Source organism: Acidovorax sp. GW821-FHT10E03, assembly GCF_059415205.1.
Genome location: NZ_JBWKMU010000007.1, coordinates 47,777 through 66,867 on the forward strand (window position 1 = coordinate 47,777; position 19,091 = coordinate 66,867).

General features: G+C 67.1%; 16 protein-coding genes. All 16 read left to right on the forward strand.

The window, feature by feature from the left end; genetic code table 11:
- Positions 1 to 53 precede the first annotated feature (53 nt).
- The 16 genes from gyrA (at position 54) to mnhG (ending at position 19,081) form a co-directional block, all read left to right on the forward strand.
- Positions 54 to 2,726 (forward strand): DNA gyrase subunit A, encoded by a 2,673-nt coding sequence (gene gyrA / locus AC07OD_RS13560; RefSeq protein ID WP_218338747.1) that lies wholly within the window; start codon positions 54 to 56, stop codon positions 2,724 to 2,726.
- Between the two features lie 106 nt (positions 2,727 to 2,832).
- Positions 2,833 to 3,942: a 3-phosphoserine/phosphohydroxythreonine transaminase gene (gene serC, locus AC07OD_RS13565; protein WP_218338748.1), complete on the forward strand. Its 1,110-nt coding sequence runs from the start codon at positions 2,833 to 2,835 to the stop codon at positions 3,940 to 3,942.
- Positions 3,943 to 4,074: 132 nt separating this feature from the next.
- The gene (gene pheA / locus AC07OD_RS13570) at positions 4,075 to 5,172 is read left to right on the forward strand and encodes a prephenate dehydratase (RefSeq protein WP_218297481.1); all 1,098 of its coding nucleotides are present in this window, start codon (positions 4,075 to 4,077) and stop codon (positions 5,170 to 5,172) included.
- A gap of 12 nt (positions 5,173 to 5,184) precedes the next feature.
- Complete coding sequence (locus AC07OD_RS13575) at positions 5,185 to 6,057, forward strand: prephenate dehydrogenase (RefSeq protein WP_218297482.1); 873 nt, start codon at positions 5,185 to 5,187, stop codon at positions 6,055 to 6,057.
- A gap of 133 nt (positions 6,058 to 6,190) precedes the next feature.
- Complete coding sequence (locus AC07OD_RS13580) at positions 6,191 to 8,221, forward strand: bifunctional 3-phosphoshikimate 1-carboxyvinyltransferase/cytidylate kinase (protein ID WP_494597113.1); 2,031 nt, start codon at positions 6,191 to 6,193, stop codon at positions 8,219 to 8,221.
- A gap of 192 nt (positions 8,222 to 8,413) precedes the next feature.
- Positions 8,414 to 10,114 (forward strand): 30S ribosomal protein S1, encoded by a 1,701-nt coding sequence (gene rpsA / locus AC07OD_RS13585; RefSeq protein WP_370627717.1) that lies wholly within the window; start codon positions 8,414 to 8,416, stop codon positions 10,112 to 10,114.
- Between the two features lie 85 nt (positions 10,115 to 10,199).
- Positions 10,200 to 10,535 (forward strand): integration host factor subunit beta, encoded by a 336-nt coding sequence (locus AC07OD_RS13590; RefSeq protein WP_492255377.1) that lies wholly within the window; start codon positions 10,200 to 10,202, stop codon positions 10,533 to 10,535.
- Positions 10,536 to 10,656: 121 nt separating this feature from the next.
- Entirely contained in the window at positions 10,657 to 10,989 is a 333-nt protein-coding gene (locus tag AC07OD_RS13595; protein WP_218297485.1) for a LapA family protein, read from the forward strand.
- Positions 10,979 to 12,136 (forward strand): lipopolysaccharide assembly protein LapB, encoded by a 1,158-nt coding sequence (lapB, locus tag AC07OD_RS13600; protein ID WP_218297486.1) that lies wholly within the window; start codon positions 10,979 to 10,981, stop codon positions 12,134 to 12,136. Before AC07OD_RS13595 ends, lapB begins: the two co-directional genes overlap by 11 nt.
- 47 nt (positions 12,137 to 12,183) lie before the next feature.
- Positions 12,184 to 12,603 (forward strand): ComEA family DNA-binding protein, encoded by a 420-nt coding sequence (locus AC07OD_RS13605; protein WP_218338751.1) that lies wholly within the window; start codon positions 12,184 to 12,186, stop codon positions 12,601 to 12,603.
- A gap of 116 nt (positions 12,604 to 12,719) precedes the next feature.
- A complete protein-coding gene (locus AC07OD_RS13610) occupies positions 12,720 to 15,668 on the forward strand; it encodes a monovalent cation/H+ antiporter subunit A (RefSeq protein WP_494597117.1) in 2,949 nt (982 codons plus the stop codon).
- On the forward strand, positions 15,659 to 16,024 hold the full coding sequence (locus AC07OD_RS13615) for a Na+/H+ antiporter subunit C (protein WP_142146595.1): 366 nt from the start codon (positions 15,659 to 15,661) through the stop codon (positions 16,022 to 16,024). The genes AC07OD_RS13610 and AC07OD_RS13615 overlap by 10 nt, the downstream gene beginning before the upstream one ends.
- Positions 16,025 to 16,183: 159 nt before the next feature.
- The gene (locus tag AC07OD_RS13620) at positions 16,184 to 17,905 is read left to right on the forward strand and encodes a monovalent cation/H+ antiporter subunit D (RefSeq protein WP_255594897.1); all 1,722 of its coding nucleotides are present in this window, start codon (positions 16,184 to 16,186) and stop codon (positions 17,903 to 17,905) included.
- Complete coding sequence (locus tag AC07OD_RS13625; RefSeq protein WP_218297489.1) at positions 17,902 to 18,423, forward strand: Na+/H+ antiporter subunit E; 522 nt, start codon at positions 17,902 to 17,904, stop codon at positions 18,421 to 18,423. The genes AC07OD_RS13620 and AC07OD_RS13625 overlap by 4 nt, the downstream gene beginning before the upstream one ends.
- A complete protein-coding gene (locus AC07OD_RS13630; RefSeq protein WP_055402533.1) occupies positions 18,420 to 18,698 on the forward strand; it encodes a K+/H+ antiporter subunit F in 279 nt (92 codons plus the stop codon). Before AC07OD_RS13625 ends, AC07OD_RS13630 begins: the two co-directional genes overlap by 4 nt.
- Positions 18,695 to 19,081, forward strand: a complete 387-nt coding sequence (mnhG, locus tag AC07OD_RS13635) for a monovalent cation/H(+) antiporter subunit G (protein WP_218338753.1) — start codon at positions 18,695 to 18,697, stop codon at positions 19,079 to 19,081. The genes AC07OD_RS13630 and mnhG overlap by 4 nt, the downstream gene beginning before the upstream one ends.
- Positions 19,082 to 19,091 lie beyond the last annotated feature (10 nt).

The following is a 19,091-nucleotide window of genomic DNA, read 5'->3' on the forward strand; positions in this document are numbered from 1 at the left end:
CTACACGGTCTTACCTCTAAAATGGTTCTCCTTCGCCGCCACCGCCGTCCCCAATGACCCAGTTTGCCAAAGAAACCCTGCCGATCAGCCTCGAAGAAGAGATGCGGCGCAGTTACCTCGATTACGCGATGAGCGTGATCGTGGGCCGGGCCCTGCCCGATGCGCGCGATGGGCTGAAGCCTGTACACCGCCGCGTACTTTTTGCGATGCACGAGCTCAACAACGACTGGAACCGACCTTATAAAAAGTCGGCCCGTATCGTGGGAGACGTGATCGGCAAATACCACCCGCATGGTGACTCCGCCGTTTACGACACCATCGTGCGGATGGCGCAGGATTTTTCGCTGCGCCACATGCTGGTGGATGGCCAGGGCAATTTCGGGTCCGTGGACGGCGATAACGCTGCGGCAATGCGGTATACCGAAATCCGGCTGGCCAAGATCGCCCACGAAATGCTGGGCGACATCGACAAGGAAACCGTCGATTTCGGGCCCAATTACGACGGCAGCGAGAAGGAGCCGCTGGTATTGCCCAGCAAACTCCCCAACCTGCTGGTCAATGGCTCGGCCGGTATTGCCGTGGGCATGGCCACGAATATTCCGCCCCACAACCTCAACGAGGTGGTGGATGCCTGCCTGCACATGCTGCGCAATCCGGACGTGTCCATCGACGAGTTGATGGAGATCATTCCGGCGCCCGACTTCCCCACCGCCGGCATCATCTACGGCATCAATGGCGTGAAGGACGGCTACCGCACAGGGCGCGGGCGCGTGATCATGCGCGCCAAATGCCACTTCGAGGACATCGATCGCGGGCAGCGCCAGGCGATCATCGTGGACGAGCTGCCCTACCAGGTCAACAAGAAGACGCTGCAGGAGCGCATGGCCGAGCTGGTGCACGAGAAGAAGATCGAGGGCATCAGCCACATCCAGGACGAATCCGACAAGTCGGGCATGCGCCTGGTGATCGAGCTCAAGCGCGGCGAAGTGCCCGAGGTGGTGCTCAACAACCTGTACAAGCAGACGCAGCTGCAGGACACCTTCGGCATGAACATGGTGGCGCTGATCGACGGCCAGCCCCGCCTGTGCAACCTGCGCGACCTGATCAGCGTCTTCCTGCAACACCGCCGCGAGGTGGTCACCCGCCGCACGGTGTTCGAGCTGCGCAAGGCGCGCGACCGCGGTCACGTGCTCGAAGGCCTGGCCGTGGCCCTGGCCAACATCGACGACTTCATCGCCATCATCCGCAACGCGCCCACGCCGCCCGTGGCCAAGGCCGAGCTGATGGCCCGCCCCTGGGACAGCAAGCTGGTGCGCGAGATGCTCACCCGCACGCGTGCCGATGGCGGCGTGATCAACGCCGACGACTACCGCCCGGACGGCCTGGAGAAGGAATTCGGCATGGGCCAGGACGGCCTGTACCGCCTGTCGGAAACGCAGGCCCAGGAAATCCTGCAGATGCGCCTGCAGCGCCTCACGGGCCTGGAGCAGGACAAGATCGTGGCCGAGTACAAGGAAGTCATGGCGGTCATCGAAGACCTGCTGGACATCCTGGCCAAGCCCGAGCGCGTATCGGTCATCATCGGCGACGAACTCACTTCCATCAAGCAGGAATTCGGCCAGCACAAGCTGGGCGCACGCCGCAGCATCGTCGAATACAGCGCGCAGGACCTCTCCACCGAGGACCTGATCACCCCCACCGACATGGTGGTCACGCTCAGCCACACCGGCTATATCAAGAGCCAGCCCCTGTCCGAATACCGCGCCCAGAAGCGTGGCGGGCGCGGCAAGCAGGCCACGGCGACCAAGGAAGACGACTGGATCGACCAGCTCTTCATCGCCAACACGCACGACTACATCCTGTGCTTCTCCAACCGCGGCCGCCTGTACTGGCTCAAGGTCTGGGAAGTGCCGGCAGGCTCGCGCGGCTCGCGCGGCCGCCCCATCGTCAACATGTTCCCCCTGCAGGACGGAGAGAAGATCAACGTCGTGCTGCCGCTCACGGGCGACATGCGCACCTTCCCGGCGGACCGCTATGTCTTCATGGGCACCAGCATGGGCACCGTCAAGAAAACGGCGCTGGATGAATTCAGCAACCCGCGCAAGGGCGGCATCATCGCCGTGAACCTGGACGACGGCGACTATCTGATCGGCGCCGCCCTTACCGACGGCCAGCACGACGTGATGCTGTTCAGCGACGGCGGCAAGGCCGTGCGCTTCGACGAGAACGACGTGCGCCCGCTGGGCCGCCAGGCCCGCGGCGTGCGCGGCATGATGCTGGAAGACGGCCAGAGCGTGATCGCCATGCTGGTGGCCGAAGACGAAACGCAAAGCGTGCTCACCGCCACCGAAAACGGCTACGGCAAGCGCACCAGCATCACCGAATACACGCGCCACGGCCGGGGCACCAAGGGGATGATCGCCATCCAGCAGAGCGAGCGCAACGGCAAGGTCGTGGCCGCCACGCTGGTGCATGCCGACGACGAGATCATGCTGATCACCGACAAGGGCGTTCTGGTGCGCACTCGCGTCTCCGAGATCCGGGAACTGGGCCGCGCCACGCAGGGCGTGACGCTGATCGCTCTGGACGAAGGGTCCAAGCTCAGCGGCCTGCAGCGCATTGTCGAAAACGATGCCAACGTCGCAGATGCCGAGGCCGACGGCGAAGGCCATCCGGACAGCGCAGCCCCCACGGCCCCCGACACCCCGGAAACACCCGACGCCTGACCTCCCGGTGGATGCGGAGCCTGCGGGCCCCCTCCAGGAATGCTATTGAAAGTGAAGCTGCCAGCGCTTACGCCATAAGCGCCAGCAGCCTTTTTGACCAAGAAACATGATGCGCCCCTACAACTTCTCGGCCGGCCCGGCCGCCATACCCACCGAAGTCCTGGAGCAGGCCGCCGCCGAAATGCTGGACTGGCACGGCAGCGGCATGGGCGTGATGGAGATGAGCCATCGCGGCAAGGAGTTCCTGTCCATTTACGAACAGGCGGAAGCCGACCTGCGCGGGCTGCTGGCCGTGCCGGCGAACTTCAAGATCCTGTTCATGCAGGGCGGCGGCCTCGCCGAGAACGCCATCGTCCCGCTCAATCTCTCGCGCGCTGGCGTGGTCGATTTCGTGGTGACTGGCAGCTGGAGCCAGAAGTCGCAAAAGGAGGCGCGCAAGTACGCCAGTGAAGTCAACCTCGTCGCCAATGCCGAAGACACCGGGTTCACCACCCTGCCTGACCCTTCGACCTGGACGGTCAGCCGGGGGGCCAGCTACCTGCACCTCTGCAGCAACGAAACCATCAATGGCATCGAATTCCACCAGTTGCCCGACCTCAAGGCACTGGGCAGCGATGCCCCGCTGGTCATCGATTTCTCGTCGCACGTTGCCTCGCGCCCGGTGGACTGGTCGCGCGTCGGCCTGGCATTCGGCGGCGCGCAGAAGAACCTGGGGCCCGCCGGCCTCACGCTGGTCGTGGTGCGCGAAGACCTGCTCGGCCACGCCCTGCCCGCCTGCCCGAGCGCCTTCGACTACAAGACCGTGGCCGACAACCAGTCGATGTACAACACGCCACCGACCTGGGGCATCTACATCGCAGGCCTGACCTTCCAGTGGCTCAAGCGCCAGACCGAAGGCAGCCTGACCGGCGTGGCCGCCATGGAGCAGCGCAACATCGCCAAGGCCGACCTCCTCTACAGCGCCATCGACAGCTCGCAGTTGTATGTGAACAAGGTCGCCGCCAACTGCCGCTCGCGCATGAACATCCCGTTCTTCCTGCGCGACGAAAGCCGCAACGACGCCTTCCTGGCCGGGGCCAAGGAACGCGGCCTGCTGCAACTCAAGGGCCACAAGTCCGTGGGCGGCATGCGCGCCAGCGTCTACAACGCCATGCCATTGGCCGGCGTGCAGGCGCTGGTGGACTACATGCGAGAATTTGAACAAAAACACGCCTGAGAAGGCGCAAAACGAACCCGGCATGCCCGTACGCCCCACGAAAGCGCCCTCGGACACACCGGATTCCTTTGCACCTTCTGAACGCCGGTGGCACACCGGTTGACGAGCAGCCCCGCACAGACATCCCCATTCATGAACACTCCGCAAGCCTCACCCGACCTCGCCAGCCTGCGCGTGCAGATCGACTCCATCGACCAGCAACTGCTCACGCTGCTGAACCAGCGGGCGCTGGTGGCCGAGCAGGTGGGGGAAGTCAAGAAGCGCGAAGGCACGCCCTTCTTCCGCCCCGACCGCGTGGCGCAGGTCATCGAGAAGATCCAGACCGCCAACCCCGGCCCGCTCAAGGGCCCGCACGTGGCCGCCATCTGGCGCGAGATCATGTCGGCCTGCCTGGCGCTCGAATCGCCCCAGCGCGTGGCCGTGCTGGGCCCCGAAGGCACGTTCTGCGAGCAGGCGGCCATTGAATTCTTCGGCGGCGCGGCCGACCTGATGTACTGCGCCAACTTCGACGAGGTGTTCCACGCCACCGCGGCTGGCAGCGCCCAGTACGGCGTGGTGGGCGTGGAGAACTCCACCGAGGGCGTGGTGACCCGCTCGCTCGACCTGTTCCTGCACACCCCCACCCATGTGGTGGGCGAAGTGAGCCTGCTGGTGCGCCACAACCTGCTGCGCACCACGAACTCGCTCGATGGCATCGAGGTGGTGCTGGCGCATCCGCAGGCGCTGGCCCAATGCCAGGCCTGGCTGACCAAGCACCTGCCCCATGCCGAGCGCCGCCCCGTGTCGAGCAATGCCGAGGGCGCCCGGCTGGCCACCACCAACCCGGCCTGGGCCGGCCTGTCGAGCGAACGCGCGGCCCAGCAGTTCGGGCTGCACATCGTGGCCCACGCCATCCAGGACGACGCCTACAACCGCACGCGCTTTGCCATCATCTGCCTGCCGCACACCCTGCAGACGCCACCGCCCTCGGGCAAGGACTGCACCAGCCTGGTGGTCTCGGTGCCCAACCAGCCCGGCGCGGTGCACGACCTGCTGGTGCCGCTCAAGACCCATGGCGTGTCCATGACGCGCTTCGAGTCCCGCCCTGCCCGCACCGGCCAGTGGGAGTACTACTTCTACATCGACCTCGACGGCCATCCCGCCCAGCCCCATGTGGCACGGGCCCTGGAAGAACTGCGCAGCCTGTGCGCGTTCTACAAGGTCCTGGGCACTTACCCCGTGTCGTCCTGAGGAGCCACCGCCATGTTCGAACAATTGGGACTGATCGGCTGCGGACTCATGGGCGGCTCATTCGCCCTGGCCATGAAGAAGGCCGGCCTCGTCAAGCGCGTGGTGGGCTACAGCAAGTCGCCCTCCACCACCGACCGCGCACGCCAGCTGGGCGTGATCGATGTGGAGGCGCCCTCGGCCCTGCTCGCGGTGGCCGGCGCCGACATCGTGCTGCTGGCCGTGCCCGTGGCCGCCACCGAGGCCACGCTCAAGGCCATCAAACACCTCGTCACGCCCCAGATGCTGATCATGGACGTGGGCTCGACCAAGGCCGATGTGGTCCAGGCCGCACGCCGCGCCCTGCGCGACCAGGTGGGATCGTTCGTGCCGGCGCACCCGATCACGGGGCGCGAAGTGTCGGGCGTGGAACACGCCGAGGCCGACCTCTACAGTGGCCGCCAGGTCATCCTCACGCCCATCGAGCGCACGCTCACCGTACAGCTGCAAAGGGCCGACGACATCTGGACCGCGCTGGGTTGCCGCGTGACCAGCATGTCGCCCGAGTCGCATGACGCGGCCTTTGCCGCGGTCAGCCACCTGCCCCACGTGCTGGCCTTTGCGATGATGAACAGCATCACGGGCCAGTCGACCGGCGACGAATTCCTGTCGCTGGCGGGCCCGGGGTTCCGGGACTTCACCCGCATAGCGGCCAGCGATCCGAAGGTCTGGCGCGACATCCTGCTGTCCAACCGGGAAGAGCTGATCGCCCAGTCCAAGCTCTTCCAGCAGGCGCTGCACACCATCGAGCAGGCCATGGAAAAAGGTGACGCCCAGGCGCTGGAAGACATGCTGACGCTGGCCAGCGAGACCCGCGCGCACTGGCGCATGGGCGCGAAGAGAAAATAACCCCCCTGAGTCGCCTGCGGCGCCTTCCCCCAAGGGGGACGCCACCCGTGGCCTGGCAACGCCAGTTCCACGGTGGCACTGGCCTAGGACACGCCGGTGCACAGGCCATTGGCCTAACCGACAAAACACACCGATGTACAGCACCGCATTCCTCGACCTGCCTCCCCTGCAAACCGCGGCGGGCGAAGTCCACCTGCCCGGTTCCAAGAGCATCTCCAACCGGGTGCTGCTGCTGGCGGCTCTCAGCAACGGCACCACCACCGTGCACGACCTGCTGGCATCCGACGACACCCGCGTGATGCTCGACGCGCTGCGCCAGATCGGCTGCACCGTCGACGAGAACGGCAGCACCGTGCACATCACAGGCCTGGGCGGGCGGGCGCCCCAATCGCCCGCCAAGCTCTTCATGGGCAATGCCGGCACCGCCATGCGGCCCCTGACGGCTGCGCTGGCACTGCTGGGTGGCGAATTCGAGCTGTCCGGCGTCCCGCGCATGCACGAACGCCCCATCGGCGACCTGGTGGACGCGCTGCGCCAACTGGGCTGCCAGATCGACTACCTGGGCAATGACGGCTACCCGCCGCTGCGCATCGCCCATGCGAACGGCGTGCCTGCCCTGGCGCTGGCGGCGTCCATCCGCGTGCGCGGCGATGTGTCGAGCCAGTTCCTCACCGCCCTGCTCATGGCGCTGCCGCTGGCCGCCGGCGCGCAGGCCATCGTGATCGAGGTCGTGGGCGAACTGATCTCCAGGCCCTACATTGCCATCACGCTGCAGCTGCTGGCGCGGTTCGGCATCGTGGTCGAACACCAGGACTGGCAGCGTTTCACCATCCCCGCCGGCAGCCGCTACCAGTCGCCGGGCAGCATCCACGTAGAGGCCGACGCCTCTTCCGCTAGCTATTTCATAGCACTTGGCGCAATCGCAGAAAGCGCCAATGGCCTAAAAGGCATCAAGATCCAGGGCGTGGGGCTGGATTCCATCCAGGGTGACATCCGCTTCGTGGAAGCCGCGCGCGCCATGGGCGCGGTGGTCACGGGCGGCCCCAACTGGCTGGAGATCCAGCGCGGCGCGTGGCCGCTCACGGCCATCGACCTGGACTGCAACCACATCCCCGACGCCGCCATGACGCTGGCCGTGATGGCGCTGTATGCCGAAGGCACCACCACCCTGCGCAACATCGCCAGCTGGCGCGTGAAGGAAACCGACCGCATCGCGGCGATGGCCACCGAGCTGCGCAAGCTCGGCGCCACAGTGGAAGAAGGTGCGGACTTCATCCGCGTCACGCCGCCGGCGCAGGTGCAGGCGTGGAAGGCCGCCAGCATCCACACCTATGACGATCACCGCGTGGCCATGTGCTTTTCACTGGCCGCCTTCAACCCGGCAAGCCTGCCCGTGCGCATCGAAGACCCCAAGTGCGTGGCCAAGACCTTCCCGGACTATTTCGAAGCCCTGTTCTCGGTCACGCAGGCAGCCACGGACCACATCCCGGTGATCTGCATCGACGGTCCCACCGCCTCGGGCAAGGGCACGGTGGCCGCTGCCGTCGCGCAGCGCCTGGGCTACCGCTTCCTGGACTCGGGGGCGATGTACCGCATCACGGCCCTGGCCGCCCTGCGTGCCGGCCTGGCTATCCAGCCGGAGGACGAGCCCCGCATTGCCGCCATGGCCCAGACGCTGCCCGTGCGCTTCGAGGGCGGCCGGGTGTGGCTGGGCAGCGACGACGTGACTGAAGCCATCCGCACCGAAGAGGCCGGCATGAACGCCTCCCGCGTCTCCGCCCTGCCCGCCGTGCGCGCGGCCCTGGTGGACCTGCAGCACAGCTTCCGGCGCCTGCCGGGCCTGGTGGCGGACGGCCGCGACATGGGCACGGTGATCTTCCCGGACGCCCCGCTCAAGGTGTATCTGACGGCCAGCGCCGCCTGCCGCGCCGAGCGCCGTTATAAACAGTTGATTTCAAAGGGTTTTTCAGCTAAGATCGAAGACCTTCGCGCGGATCTGGAGGCACGCGACGCCCGGGACAGTTCCCGCAGCATCGCACCCCTCAAGCCCGCGCAGGACGCTCTGGTCCTGGACAACTCCAACTTGACGATTGATGAAGCCGTCGAGCAGGTGTTGGCCTGGTGGCAGGAGCGTCAGCCCTTCGCAGCTTCTGCGCAGGGCTGACGGCGCGGGGCCCTGGCTAAAATCCGGGTCCCTCAGGCAAAGCCGAAAGGCCTTGCAACAGGCCCACGCAGCCCCTCTCGCGCGCCAGCGCACAGGCTGTATGGATCGTTAACCTAACCCGCGGTTCTACCGCAAAAAACCACCGCAAGCAGCTATAAAAACAGTAGCAATGGTGCTACTGGAATCCTGTTTGTGGCAAGGAAACACATGTCCGAATCTTTTGCCGCCCTTTTTGAAGAATCCCTGCAGCGTACGGAAATGCGCCCAGGCGAAGTGATCACCGCTGAAGTCGTGCGCGTCGAGCACAACTTCGTCGTGGTCAACGCCGGCCTCAAGTCCGAAGCCTACGTGCCGCTGGAAGAGTTCAAGAACGACAAGGGCGAAGTCGAAGTCCAAGTGGGTGACTTCGTGTCGGTGGCCATTGGGTCCATCGAAAACGGCTACGGCGACACCATCCTGTCGCGCGACACCGCCAAGCGTCTGGCTTCCTGGATGAGCCTGGAAAAGGCCCTGGAATCCGGCGAATTCGTCACCGGCACCACGTCCGGCAAGGTCAAGGGCGGCCTGACTGTCCTGGTCAACGGCATCCGCGCGTTCCTGCCCGGTTCGCTGATCGATACGCGTCCGATCAAGGATCTGACGCCGTACGAAAACAAGACCATGGAATTCAAGGTCATCAAGCTCGACCGCAAGCGCAACAACGTGGTGCTGAGCCGCCGCGCCGTGGTGGAAGCTTCCATGGGCGAAGAGCGCGCCAAGCTGATGGAAACCCTGAAGGAAGGCTCCATCGTTCAAGGCGTGGTCAAGAACATCACCGAATACGGTGCGTTCGTGGACCTGGGCGGCATCGACGGCCTGCTGCACATCACCGACATGGCATGGCGCCGCGTGCGTCACCCATCGGAAGTGGTGACGGCTGGCCAGGAAATCACCGCCAAGATCCTGAAGTTCGACACCGAGAAGAACCGTGTCTCGCTGGGCCTGAAGCAAATGGGCGACGACCCATGGATGGGCGTGAACCGCCGCTACCCACAAGGCACGCGCCTGTTCGGCAAGATCACGAACATCGCCGACTACGGCGCATTCGTGGAACTCGAACCCGGCATCGAAGGCCTGGTGCACGTCTCCGAAATGGACTGGACCAACAAGAACATCGCTCCCGCCAAGCTGGTTTCGCTGGGCGACGAAGTCGAAGTCATGGTCCTGGAAATCGACGAAGACAAGCGCCGCATCAGCCTGGGCATGAAGCAGTGCAAGGCCAACCCATGGCAGGAATTCGCACAGGACACGAAGCGCGGCGACCGCGTCAAGGGTCCGATCAAGTCGATCACCGACTTCGGCGTGTTCGTGGGCCTGGCTGCCGGCATCGACGGCCTGGTGCACCTGTCCGACCTCTCGTGGAACGAACCCGGCGAAGCCGCTGTTCGCAACTACAAGAAGGGCCAGGAAGTGGAAGCCATCGTGCTGGCCGTGGACGTGGACCGCGAGCGCATCTCGCTGGGCATCAAGCAGCTCGACGGCGACCCATTCACGACCTTCGTGACCGTGAACGACAAGGGCCAGACGGTGACCGGCAAGGTCAAGACCGTGGACGCCCGTGGCGCTGAAATCGACCTCGGCGAAGACATCGTGGGCTACCTGCGCGCTTCGGAAATCTCCCGCGACCGCGTGGAAGATGCCCGCAACGTGCTCAAGGAAGGCGACGAAGTCACCGCTGTGGTGGTCAACGTGGATCGCAAGACCCGCAACATCCAGCTGTCGATCAAGCAGAAGGACATGGCCGACGAACAAGGCGCCATGGCCAACCTGAGCCAGCAATCGAGCCGCGAAAGCGCCGGCACGACCAGCCTGGGCGCCCTGCTGCGCGCCAAGCTGGACAACTCGGAAAAGTAAAGCGCTGACCCGTTAAACGGTCAGACAGCGGGCGCCTCGGCGCCCGCTCTTTTTTCAGCCAAGACTGCCTATGTCCCAAGATTCCATGACCCGCTCAGACCTCGTCGAAGAACTGGCCGCCCGTTTCGGCCAGCTGACACACCGCGATGCCGAATACGCCGTCAAGACCATTCTGGACGCCGTGGGCGAGGCCCTGGTGCGTGGGCACCGCATCGAGATCCGGGGCTTTGGCAGCTTCTCGGTGAACCACCGCCCTCCCCGCATGGGCCGCAATCCGCGCAGCGGCGAGGCCGTGGCCATCCCCGAAAAGCGCGTACCCCATTTCAAGCCCGGCAAGGCCCTGCGCGAAGCCGTGGACAAGCGCACCGCCGAAATGGAAGAAAACTCCGGCACGGCAAGCAACGCATCCATTCAAAAATGATAGCTATCAGCGCTTGATGAGCAAGCGCTAAAGGCCTTTTTGATCTGGATACCAGCCCTCCGGGAGCCCCGCCGCCCCGCATGCGCAAGCTCTTAGAATCGCCCCACCACTGGGGAGACCGATGAAATACCTCCTGTGGCTGCTCAAGGCAGCCATTTTTTTTACGCTGTTTGCCTTCGCGCTGAACAACCAGCAGGACGCCACCGTGCACTTCTTCTTTGGCACCCAATGGCGCGCCCCCCTGGTGCTGGTGGTGCTGACCGCCTTCTCGGCAGGCCTGGCCGTCGGGGTGCTGGGCATGGTGCCGCGCTGGTGGAGGCACCGCGCCGCCGCGCGCCGCGCCCATGCCGCCGTGGCGTCCCCCGCGCCGGCATCGGCACCCGCCGCCGCGGCCAGCACGGCCCCCCCTGCCCCGCCACCACCGCCCGACCTGCCCTCCGCCCATGGAATTTGACCTGACCTGGATTCTGCTGGGCCTGCCCGTGGCCTTCGTGCTGGGCTGGCTGGCATCGCGCTTCGACCTGCGCCAGCTGCGCGCCGAGAACCGCCGCGCGCCCAAGGCCTACTTCAAGGGCCTGAACTTCCTGCTCAACGAGCAGCAGGACCAGGCCATCGACGCCTTCATCGAGGCGGTGCAGAACGACCCCGACACCTCGGAGCTGCACTTTGCGCTGGGCAACCTGTTCCGCCGCCGGGGCGAATACGACCGTGCCGTGCGCGTGCACGAGCACCTGCTCTCGCGCGGCGACCTCTCCCGCACCGACCGCGAGCGTGCCCAGCACGCGCTGGCGCTCGACTTCCTCAAGGCCGGCCTGCTCGACCGCGCGGAAGAAGCCCTGCACCGCCTGGAAGGCACCCCCTTCGAGGCCCAGGCCCGCCTGGCGCTGCTGGCCATCTATGAACGTTCGCGCGACTGGCCCCATGCCGCCACCATCGCCCGCAAGATGCACGACGCCGATCAGGGAGACTTCAGCACCCGCCAGGCCCACTACCTGTGCGAGCAGGCCCTGGCGCTGAGCACCCAGGGGGACCTGCCCGGTGCCCAGGCCCTGCTGGAGCAGGCCGTGGCCGCCGCCCCGGAGGCCGCCCGCGCGCGCATCGAGCTGGCGCGCCTGCAGCGCCTCATGGGCCAGCCCGCCGCCGTGCTGGCCACCCTGAAAACACTGGGCGAGCGCAACCCCGCCGCTTTGCCCCTGGCCGCCGCGCTGCTCGTCGAGGCCGCCACCGCCACGGGGCGCACACCGGAAGCGCAGGCGCTGCTGCAGGCGCACTACGCGCAGGCACCGTCCCTGGACGTGCTCGAAAGCATCGTGGCCATGGAAGCCGCCGACGACGCCACGCGCGGCACGGCACGGCAGCGCTATGTGCAGCACCTGGACAAGGAACGCTCGCTCGTGGCCGCCGCCAAATGGCTGGCCGCCGAGAAGCTGGAGCACGAGGAGTTCCACCCCCAGATCCAGCGTGCGCTGGAGCATGCCGTCAAGCCGCTCACCCGCTACCGCTGCGCGGCCTGCGGGTTCGAGGCACGCCAGCATTTCTGGCAGTGCCCCGGCTGCCAGACCTGGGACAGCTATCCGGCGCGCCGCGTCGAGGAACTCTGAAAGCCGCCGGGCCAGGCCGCGCCACCCCCACCAGGAGACCATTCGCCATGCTGAAGAAACTGCTTGCCCTTTTCGCCGCGCTGTGTGCCGCCGCGGCATTCGCCGCCGTGGACGTGAACACCGCCACCGAGGCTGAACTCGACGGCATCAAGGGCATCGGTCCCGGCCTGTCGGGCCGGATCCTGGAAGAGCGCAGGAACGCGCCTTTCAAGGACTGGGGCGACTTCATCGGCCGTGTCGGCGGCGTGGGACCCAAGAGCGCGGTGAATTTCTCCAGGGAAGGCCTGACGGTCGGCGGCAAGAAATACAGCGCCGCAGCGGCCGCCAGGGCCGAAGCGAAAAACCACCACGGCAGCAGGAAACAAGCCGTGGACCGCAAGCCCCACGGGGGCACGGGGAACGATGCGGCGCCTCCTGCCGCCACGGCGCCAGGGCACGCTGCCGCCGCCAGCGCTAGCAAAAGCTAAGCACGCTCTTCAGGCTTCAGGCCCGCCTCGGCGGGCTTGTCTTTTTGTGCCCACCGGCTGCACAACGGCAAGGCCCGGGCAGGGGCTTTGGAGCGAACCCCTAAAATTGTTCGCGCATGCCCCTGATCACCCTCATTCTCCTTCCCTTCATCGGCAGCCTTCTGGCGGCCGTGCTGCCCGCCAATGCGCGCAACACCGAGTCCACGCTGGCGGGGCTAATCGCCGTGTTCTGCACCGTGCAGGTCGCGCTGTGTTTTCCCGAGATCGCCGACGGCGGCGTATTGCGGCAGGAGATCGAGTGGCTGCCCGCGCTGGGCCTGAACCTGGTCATCCGCATGGACGGTTTCGCGTGGATGTTCTGCATGCTGGTGCTGGGCGTGGGCAGCCTGGTGGTGCTGTATGCGCGCTACTACATGTCGGCGGCCGACCCGGTGCCGCGCTTTTTTGCGTTCTTCCTGGCGTTCATGGGTGCGATGGCGGGCGTGGTGCTGTCGGGCAACATCATCCAGATCGCGTTCTTCTGGGAGCTGACCAGCCTGTTCTCCTTCCTGCTGATCGGCTACTGGCACCACCGCAAGGATGCGCGGCGTGGGGCACGCATGGCGCTCACGGTCACGGGCACGGGCGGCCTGTGCATGCTGGCCGGCATGCTGGTGTTGGGCCACATCGTGGGCAGCTACGACCTCGACCACGTGCTGGCCGCCGGCGCACTGATCAAGGCGCACCCGCTGTACCTGACCGCGCTGGTGCTGATCCTGCTGGGCGCGCTGACCAAGAGCGCGCAGTTCCCGTTCCACTTCTGGCTGCCCCACGCCATGGCCGCGCCCACGCCTGTGTCGGCGTACCTGCACTCGGCCACCATGGTCAAGGCGGGCGTGTTCTTGCTGGCGCGGATGTGGCCCGCGCTCGCGGGCACCGAGGCATGGTTCTGGCTGGTGGGGGGGGCGGGCCTTTGCACGCTGCTGGTGGGTGGCTACGCGGCCATGTTCCAGAACGACCTCAAGGGCCTGCTGGCCTATTCGACCATCTCGCACCTCGGGCTCATCACCCTGCTGCTCGGCCTGAACAGCCCGCTGGCCGCCGTGGCCGCCGTGTTCCACATCATGAACCACGCCACCTTCAAGGCTTCGCTGTTCATGGCCGTGGGCATCGTGGACCATGAAAGTGGCACGCGCGACATCCGCCGCCTGTCGGGCCTGCGCACGATGATGCCCATCACCGCCACGCTGGCCATGGTGGCCAGCGCGGCGATGGCCGGCGTGCCGCTGCTCAACGGCTTCCTGTCCAAGGAAATGTTCTTTGCCGAAACGGTGTACGTGAACACCACGCCGATGCTGGAATGGCTGCTGCCCGTGGCCGCCACCGTGGCGGGCATGTTCAGCGTGGCGTATTCGCTGCGCTTCACGGTGGATGTGTTCTGGGGCCCGCCCGCCACCGACCTGCCGCGCCCACCCCACGAGCCGCCGCACTGGATGCGGGTGCCGGTGGAACTCCTCGTGCTGGCCTGCCTGGTGGTGGGCACGCTGCCTGCCTGGTCCGTGGGCGCCTACCTGGCCGCGGCCGCAGGGCCGGTGGTGGGGGGCGAGCTGCCCACCTACAGCCTGGCGGTCTGGCACGGGTTCAACACACCGTTCGTGATGAGCCTGGTGGCCCTGGGCGGGGGCATCGCGCTGTATGCCCTGCTGCGCTGGCAGCGCGAAAAAGGCGTGCTGGATGCGCCGCCGGTCATGCACCACATCAGCGGCCAGCGGCTGTTCGAAGGCACCCTGGCGGCCGTCACCCAGTGGGGCCGCCATGGCCGCCGGATGCTGGGCACCGGGCGGCTGCAGTGGCAGATGCTGTGGCTGGTGAGTGCCGCGCTGGTGGCCTGCGTGCTGCCCCTGTGGGCTCGTGGCCTGCCCATTGGCGACCGGGCGCAGCTGCCGCTGTCTCCGGCCTTCGCGCTGCTGTGGCTGCTGGGCGGGCTGTGCGCCATGGCGGCGGCCTGGCAGGCCAAGTACCACCGTCTGGCGGCGCTCACCCTGCTGGGTGGCGCGGGGCTGTGCGTGTGCCTGACCTTCCTCTGGTTTTCAGCCCCCGACCTGGCGCTCACGCAGATCGTGGTGGAGGTCGTGACGACCATCCTCATCCTGCTGGGCCTGCGCTGGCTGCCGCGCCGCGACGAGGCCCTGCGCAAGCCCACGCTGGCCGAAGAGCGCCGCACCCAGCTGCGCCGCTACCGCGACATGGCGCTGGCGCTGACCACGGGTGCGGGCATGGCCCTGCTGTCGTTCGCGATGATGAGCCGGCCCTTCCCCGACAGCACCTCCACCTTCTTCCTGGAGCGCGCGCTCAGCGAAGGCGGGGGCACCAATGTCGTCAACGTGATGCTGGTGGACTTCCGGGGCTTCGACACCTTTGGCGAGATCGTGGTGCTGGGCATCGTGGCCCTGACGGTGTATGCGCTGCTGCGGCGCTTTCGGCCCGCGCGCGAGGTGATGGACCTGCCGCCCCAGCAGCGCGCGCTGCCCGCCGATGTGGACACCGACCTGTCCAACCCGCGCCAAACCGCCGACACCGCCGTGGGCTACCTCATGGTGCCCGCCGTGCTGGTGCGGCTGATGCTGCCGTTCGCGACCCTCGTGTCCATGTACCTGTTCATGCGCGGGCACAACGAGCCCGGCGGCGGTTTCGTGGCGGGGCTGGTGTTCTCGGTGGCGCTGCTGCTGCAGTACATCGTCTCGGGCACCTCGTGGGTCGAAGCCCACCTGCCCCTGTACCCGCGCCGCTGGATCGGCGTGGGCCTGCTGGTCGCGCTGGCCACCGGCCTGGGGGCCTGGGCCTGGGGCTACCCCTTCCTGACCAGCCACACGGCCCACCTGCACCTGCCCTGGGTGGGCGAGGTGCACGTGGCCAGCGCGCTGTTCTTCGACATCGGCGTGTTCACGCTGGTGGTGGGCTCGACCATGCTCATCCTCACCGGCATCGCCCACCAGTCGGTGCGCAGCCACCGCTACAACAACGCACGCACGGCCGATGAGGTGCAGGCCGCCGCGGCGACACAGGGAGAAGGCCCATGGAACTGATTCTGGCCCTGGCCATCGGCGTGCTCACCGGCTCGGGCGTGTGGCTGCTGCTGCGCCCCCGCACCTTCCAGATCATCATGGGCCTGTCGCTGCTGTCGTACGCCGTCAACCTCTTCATCTTCAGCATGGGCCGCCTGGGCCTGGCCATCGACAAGGAGCCCGTGCTGCAGCCCGGCCTGCCCCAGGACCTGGCCCACTACGCCGACCCCATGCCCCAGGCGCTCACGCTCACGGCCATCGTGATCGGCTTCGCCATGACCGCCCTCTTCCTCGTGGTGCTGCTGGCATCGCGCGGCATGGCGGGCACCGACCATGTGGACGGCACCAAGGGCAAAGACGTGCAGGAAATGCCATGATGAAGAACACCCCCCTGAGCGGCTTCGCCGCTTCCCCCCGATCTCGCAGCGCTGTGCGCTGCGGGCAGGGGGACGCAGCCCTCGCGGCGGGGCGGCCCTGGCTCGGCTGCCCTGGCCTGAGGCGCGCCCTTTTCATGCGCAGCGCCATGGAGTCCTGACATGACATCCGTGCACCTCCTACTGGAGCGGCTGATGCCGCACCTGATCCTGGCGCCGATCGCGCTGCCCCTGCTCACGGCCGGGCTCATGCTGCTGCTGCGCGAGGAGCGCCAGCGCACCAAGGTCACGCTCAACATCGCCTCGACCTTCCTGGGCCTGGTGGTGGCCGTGCTGCTGCTCGTGCAGGCCAAGGACCCCGCCCTTCACAACAGCCTGGCGGTGTACCTGCCGGGCAACTGGCCGGCGCCGTTCGGCATCGTGCTCGGCATCGACCGGCTCTCCGCCATGATGCTGGTGCTCGCCAGCACCGTGGCGCTGGCCACCGTGCTGTTCTCGGCGGCGCGCTGGCACCGCGCGGGGGTGCACTTCCACCCGCTGTTCCAGTTCCAGCTCATGGGGCTGGCGGGCGCGTTCCTCACGGCCGACCTGTTCAACCTGTTCGTGTTCTTCGAGATCATGCTGGCCGCGTCCTACGGCCTGCTGCTGCACGGCTCGGGCCGCCCGCGCGTGTCGGCGGGGCTGCACTACATCGCCATCAACCTGGCGGCCTCGTCGCTGTTCCTGATCGGCGTGTCCATGCTCTACGGCATCACCGGCACCCTGAACATGGCCGACCTGGCGCAGAACATCGCCGCCGTCGCGCCAGCGGACCGCGGCCTGCTGCACGCCGCTGCGGCGGTCCTCGCGGTGGCCTTTCTCATCAAGGCGGCGGTATGGCCCCTCAATTTTTGGCTGGTACCCGCCTACAGCGCGGCCACGGCCCCCGTGGGGGCGCTGTTCGCGCTGATGACCAAGGTGGGCGTGTACAGCGTGCTGCGGCTGTGGACACTGCTGTTCGGCGCCGAGGCCGGCGAATCGGCCCAGTTCGGCGGCCAGTGGCTCATCGGCGGCGGCATGCTCACGATGGCCTTCGGCGCCATCGGCATGCTGGGCTCGCAGCGCCTGGGGCACCTGGCGGGCTTCAGCGCCATCCTGTCGTCGGGCACGCTGCTGGCGGCGGTCGGCTTCGGGCAGAACCTGCTCACGGCCGGGCTGCTGTACTACCTGCTCAGCTCCACGCTGGCCGTGAGCGCGCTGTTCCTGCTGGCCGACCTGATCGACCGCTGGCGCAACGACGGCTCCAACCTCGCCCCCTACGAGCAGACCGACGACGCCCCGTTCCTGTCGGCCGACCTGGTGCCCACCGAAGGCATGAACCTCGACGACCAGGAGGAGGCACTCATCGGCCAGGTCATCCCTGCGGCGGCGGCGTTCCTGGGGCTGGCGTTCATGGCCTGCACGCTGATCATCGCGGGCCTGCCGCCCCTGCCGGGCTTCGTGGGCAAGTTCGCCATGGTCCACGCGCTCTTCAATCCGCTGGGCCTGGGGGCATCCCACGGATTCCAACTGGGCGCCGCGGGCTGGATGCTGGTGGCGCTGCTGGTGGGGTCGGGCCTGCTCGCGCTGCTGGCGCTCACGCGCGCGGGCATCCGCCATTTCTGGGCGGCGCACGACCGCACATCCCCCAAGCTGCTGGTGCTGGAAGGCCTGCCCATCGCGCTGCTGCTGCTGGCCAGCGCGGCCCTGGTATGGCAGGCGGGGGCCGTGATGCGCTACACCCAGGCCACGGCCGACGCGCTGCATGCCCCGTCCACCTATGTGCGCGCCGTGATGACCGCCGCGCCGGTGCCCAACCCGCCCCACGCGGATGCGCCCGCACCCCAAGGAACCACGCCCCCATGAAGCCCCGCAACACCCCCGTGCAGCGGCCCTTCAAGCGCCTGGTGCCCGCCCCCGTGCTCTCGCTGGCGCTGCTGGCGCTGTGGCTGCTGCTCAACCGCAGCCTGAGCGCGGGCCACATCGTGCTGGGCACGGTGCTCGCGCTGGCCATCCCGCTGCTCACGGCCGGGCTGCGCCCGTTGCCCGTGCGCATCCGCAAACCCGGTGCCGTGCTGCGCCTGGCATTCACGGTGGTGGCGGACACCACCCGCTCCAACCTGGCCGTGGCGCGCCTGCTGCTCGCGCCGGGCCGCCGGCGGCACCCCTCGGGCTTCGTGCACATTCCGCTGGACGTGCGCGACCCCAATGCCCTGGCCGTGCTGGCCACGATCGTCTGCATCACCCCCGGCACCGCCTGGGCCGAACTCTCGCTGGACCGCAGCATGCTGCTGCTGCACGTGCTGGAGCTGGACGACGCCGAAGCCATGGCCGCCAGCGTCAAGCAGCGCTACGAACGCCCCTTGATGGAGATCTTTGAATGACACCGATCCTGGATTGGGCCCTGCCCATCGCCCTGTTCATGCTGGCCCTGGCCATGGGCTGCGCGCTGATCCGCCTGCTCAAGGGCCCTTCCGCGCAGGACCGCGTGCTGGCGCTCGACTGCATGTACCTCAGCGGCATGCTGGTGATGCTGGTGCTGGGCCTGCTGTACGGCAGCAAGAACTACTTCGAGGCCGCCCTGCTGCTGGCGCTGTTCAGTTTTGTCGGCTCCATGGCCATGGCCAAGTTTTTGCTGCGTGGCGAGGTGATCGAATGACCGAAGCCGCCACCATCGCCGTTCTTCCGCTGTGGCTCGAAATCATCGTGGCCGTGCTGGTGCTGTCGGGTGCGGGGCTGGCGCTGCTGGGCTCCACCGGCCTGCTGCGCCTGCCCACGTTCTTCGAGCGCGTGCATGCGCCCGCCATCATCGCCACGCTGGGCTGCTGGCTGATCATGCATGGCACGGTGCTGTACTTCTCGGTGGCCGACCGCAGCCTGGCGCTGCATGCGCTGCTGATCGCCGTGTTCGTGGCGATCACGGTGCCGATCATGTCGATCTTCTTGATGCGCGCGGCACTGTTCCGCGCGCGGCAGATGGGGCTGAATGTGCCCCCGAGCCTGAGCCAACCCAGGGCAGCACAGGAAACCGAAGACTCCTGAATTAATAGCT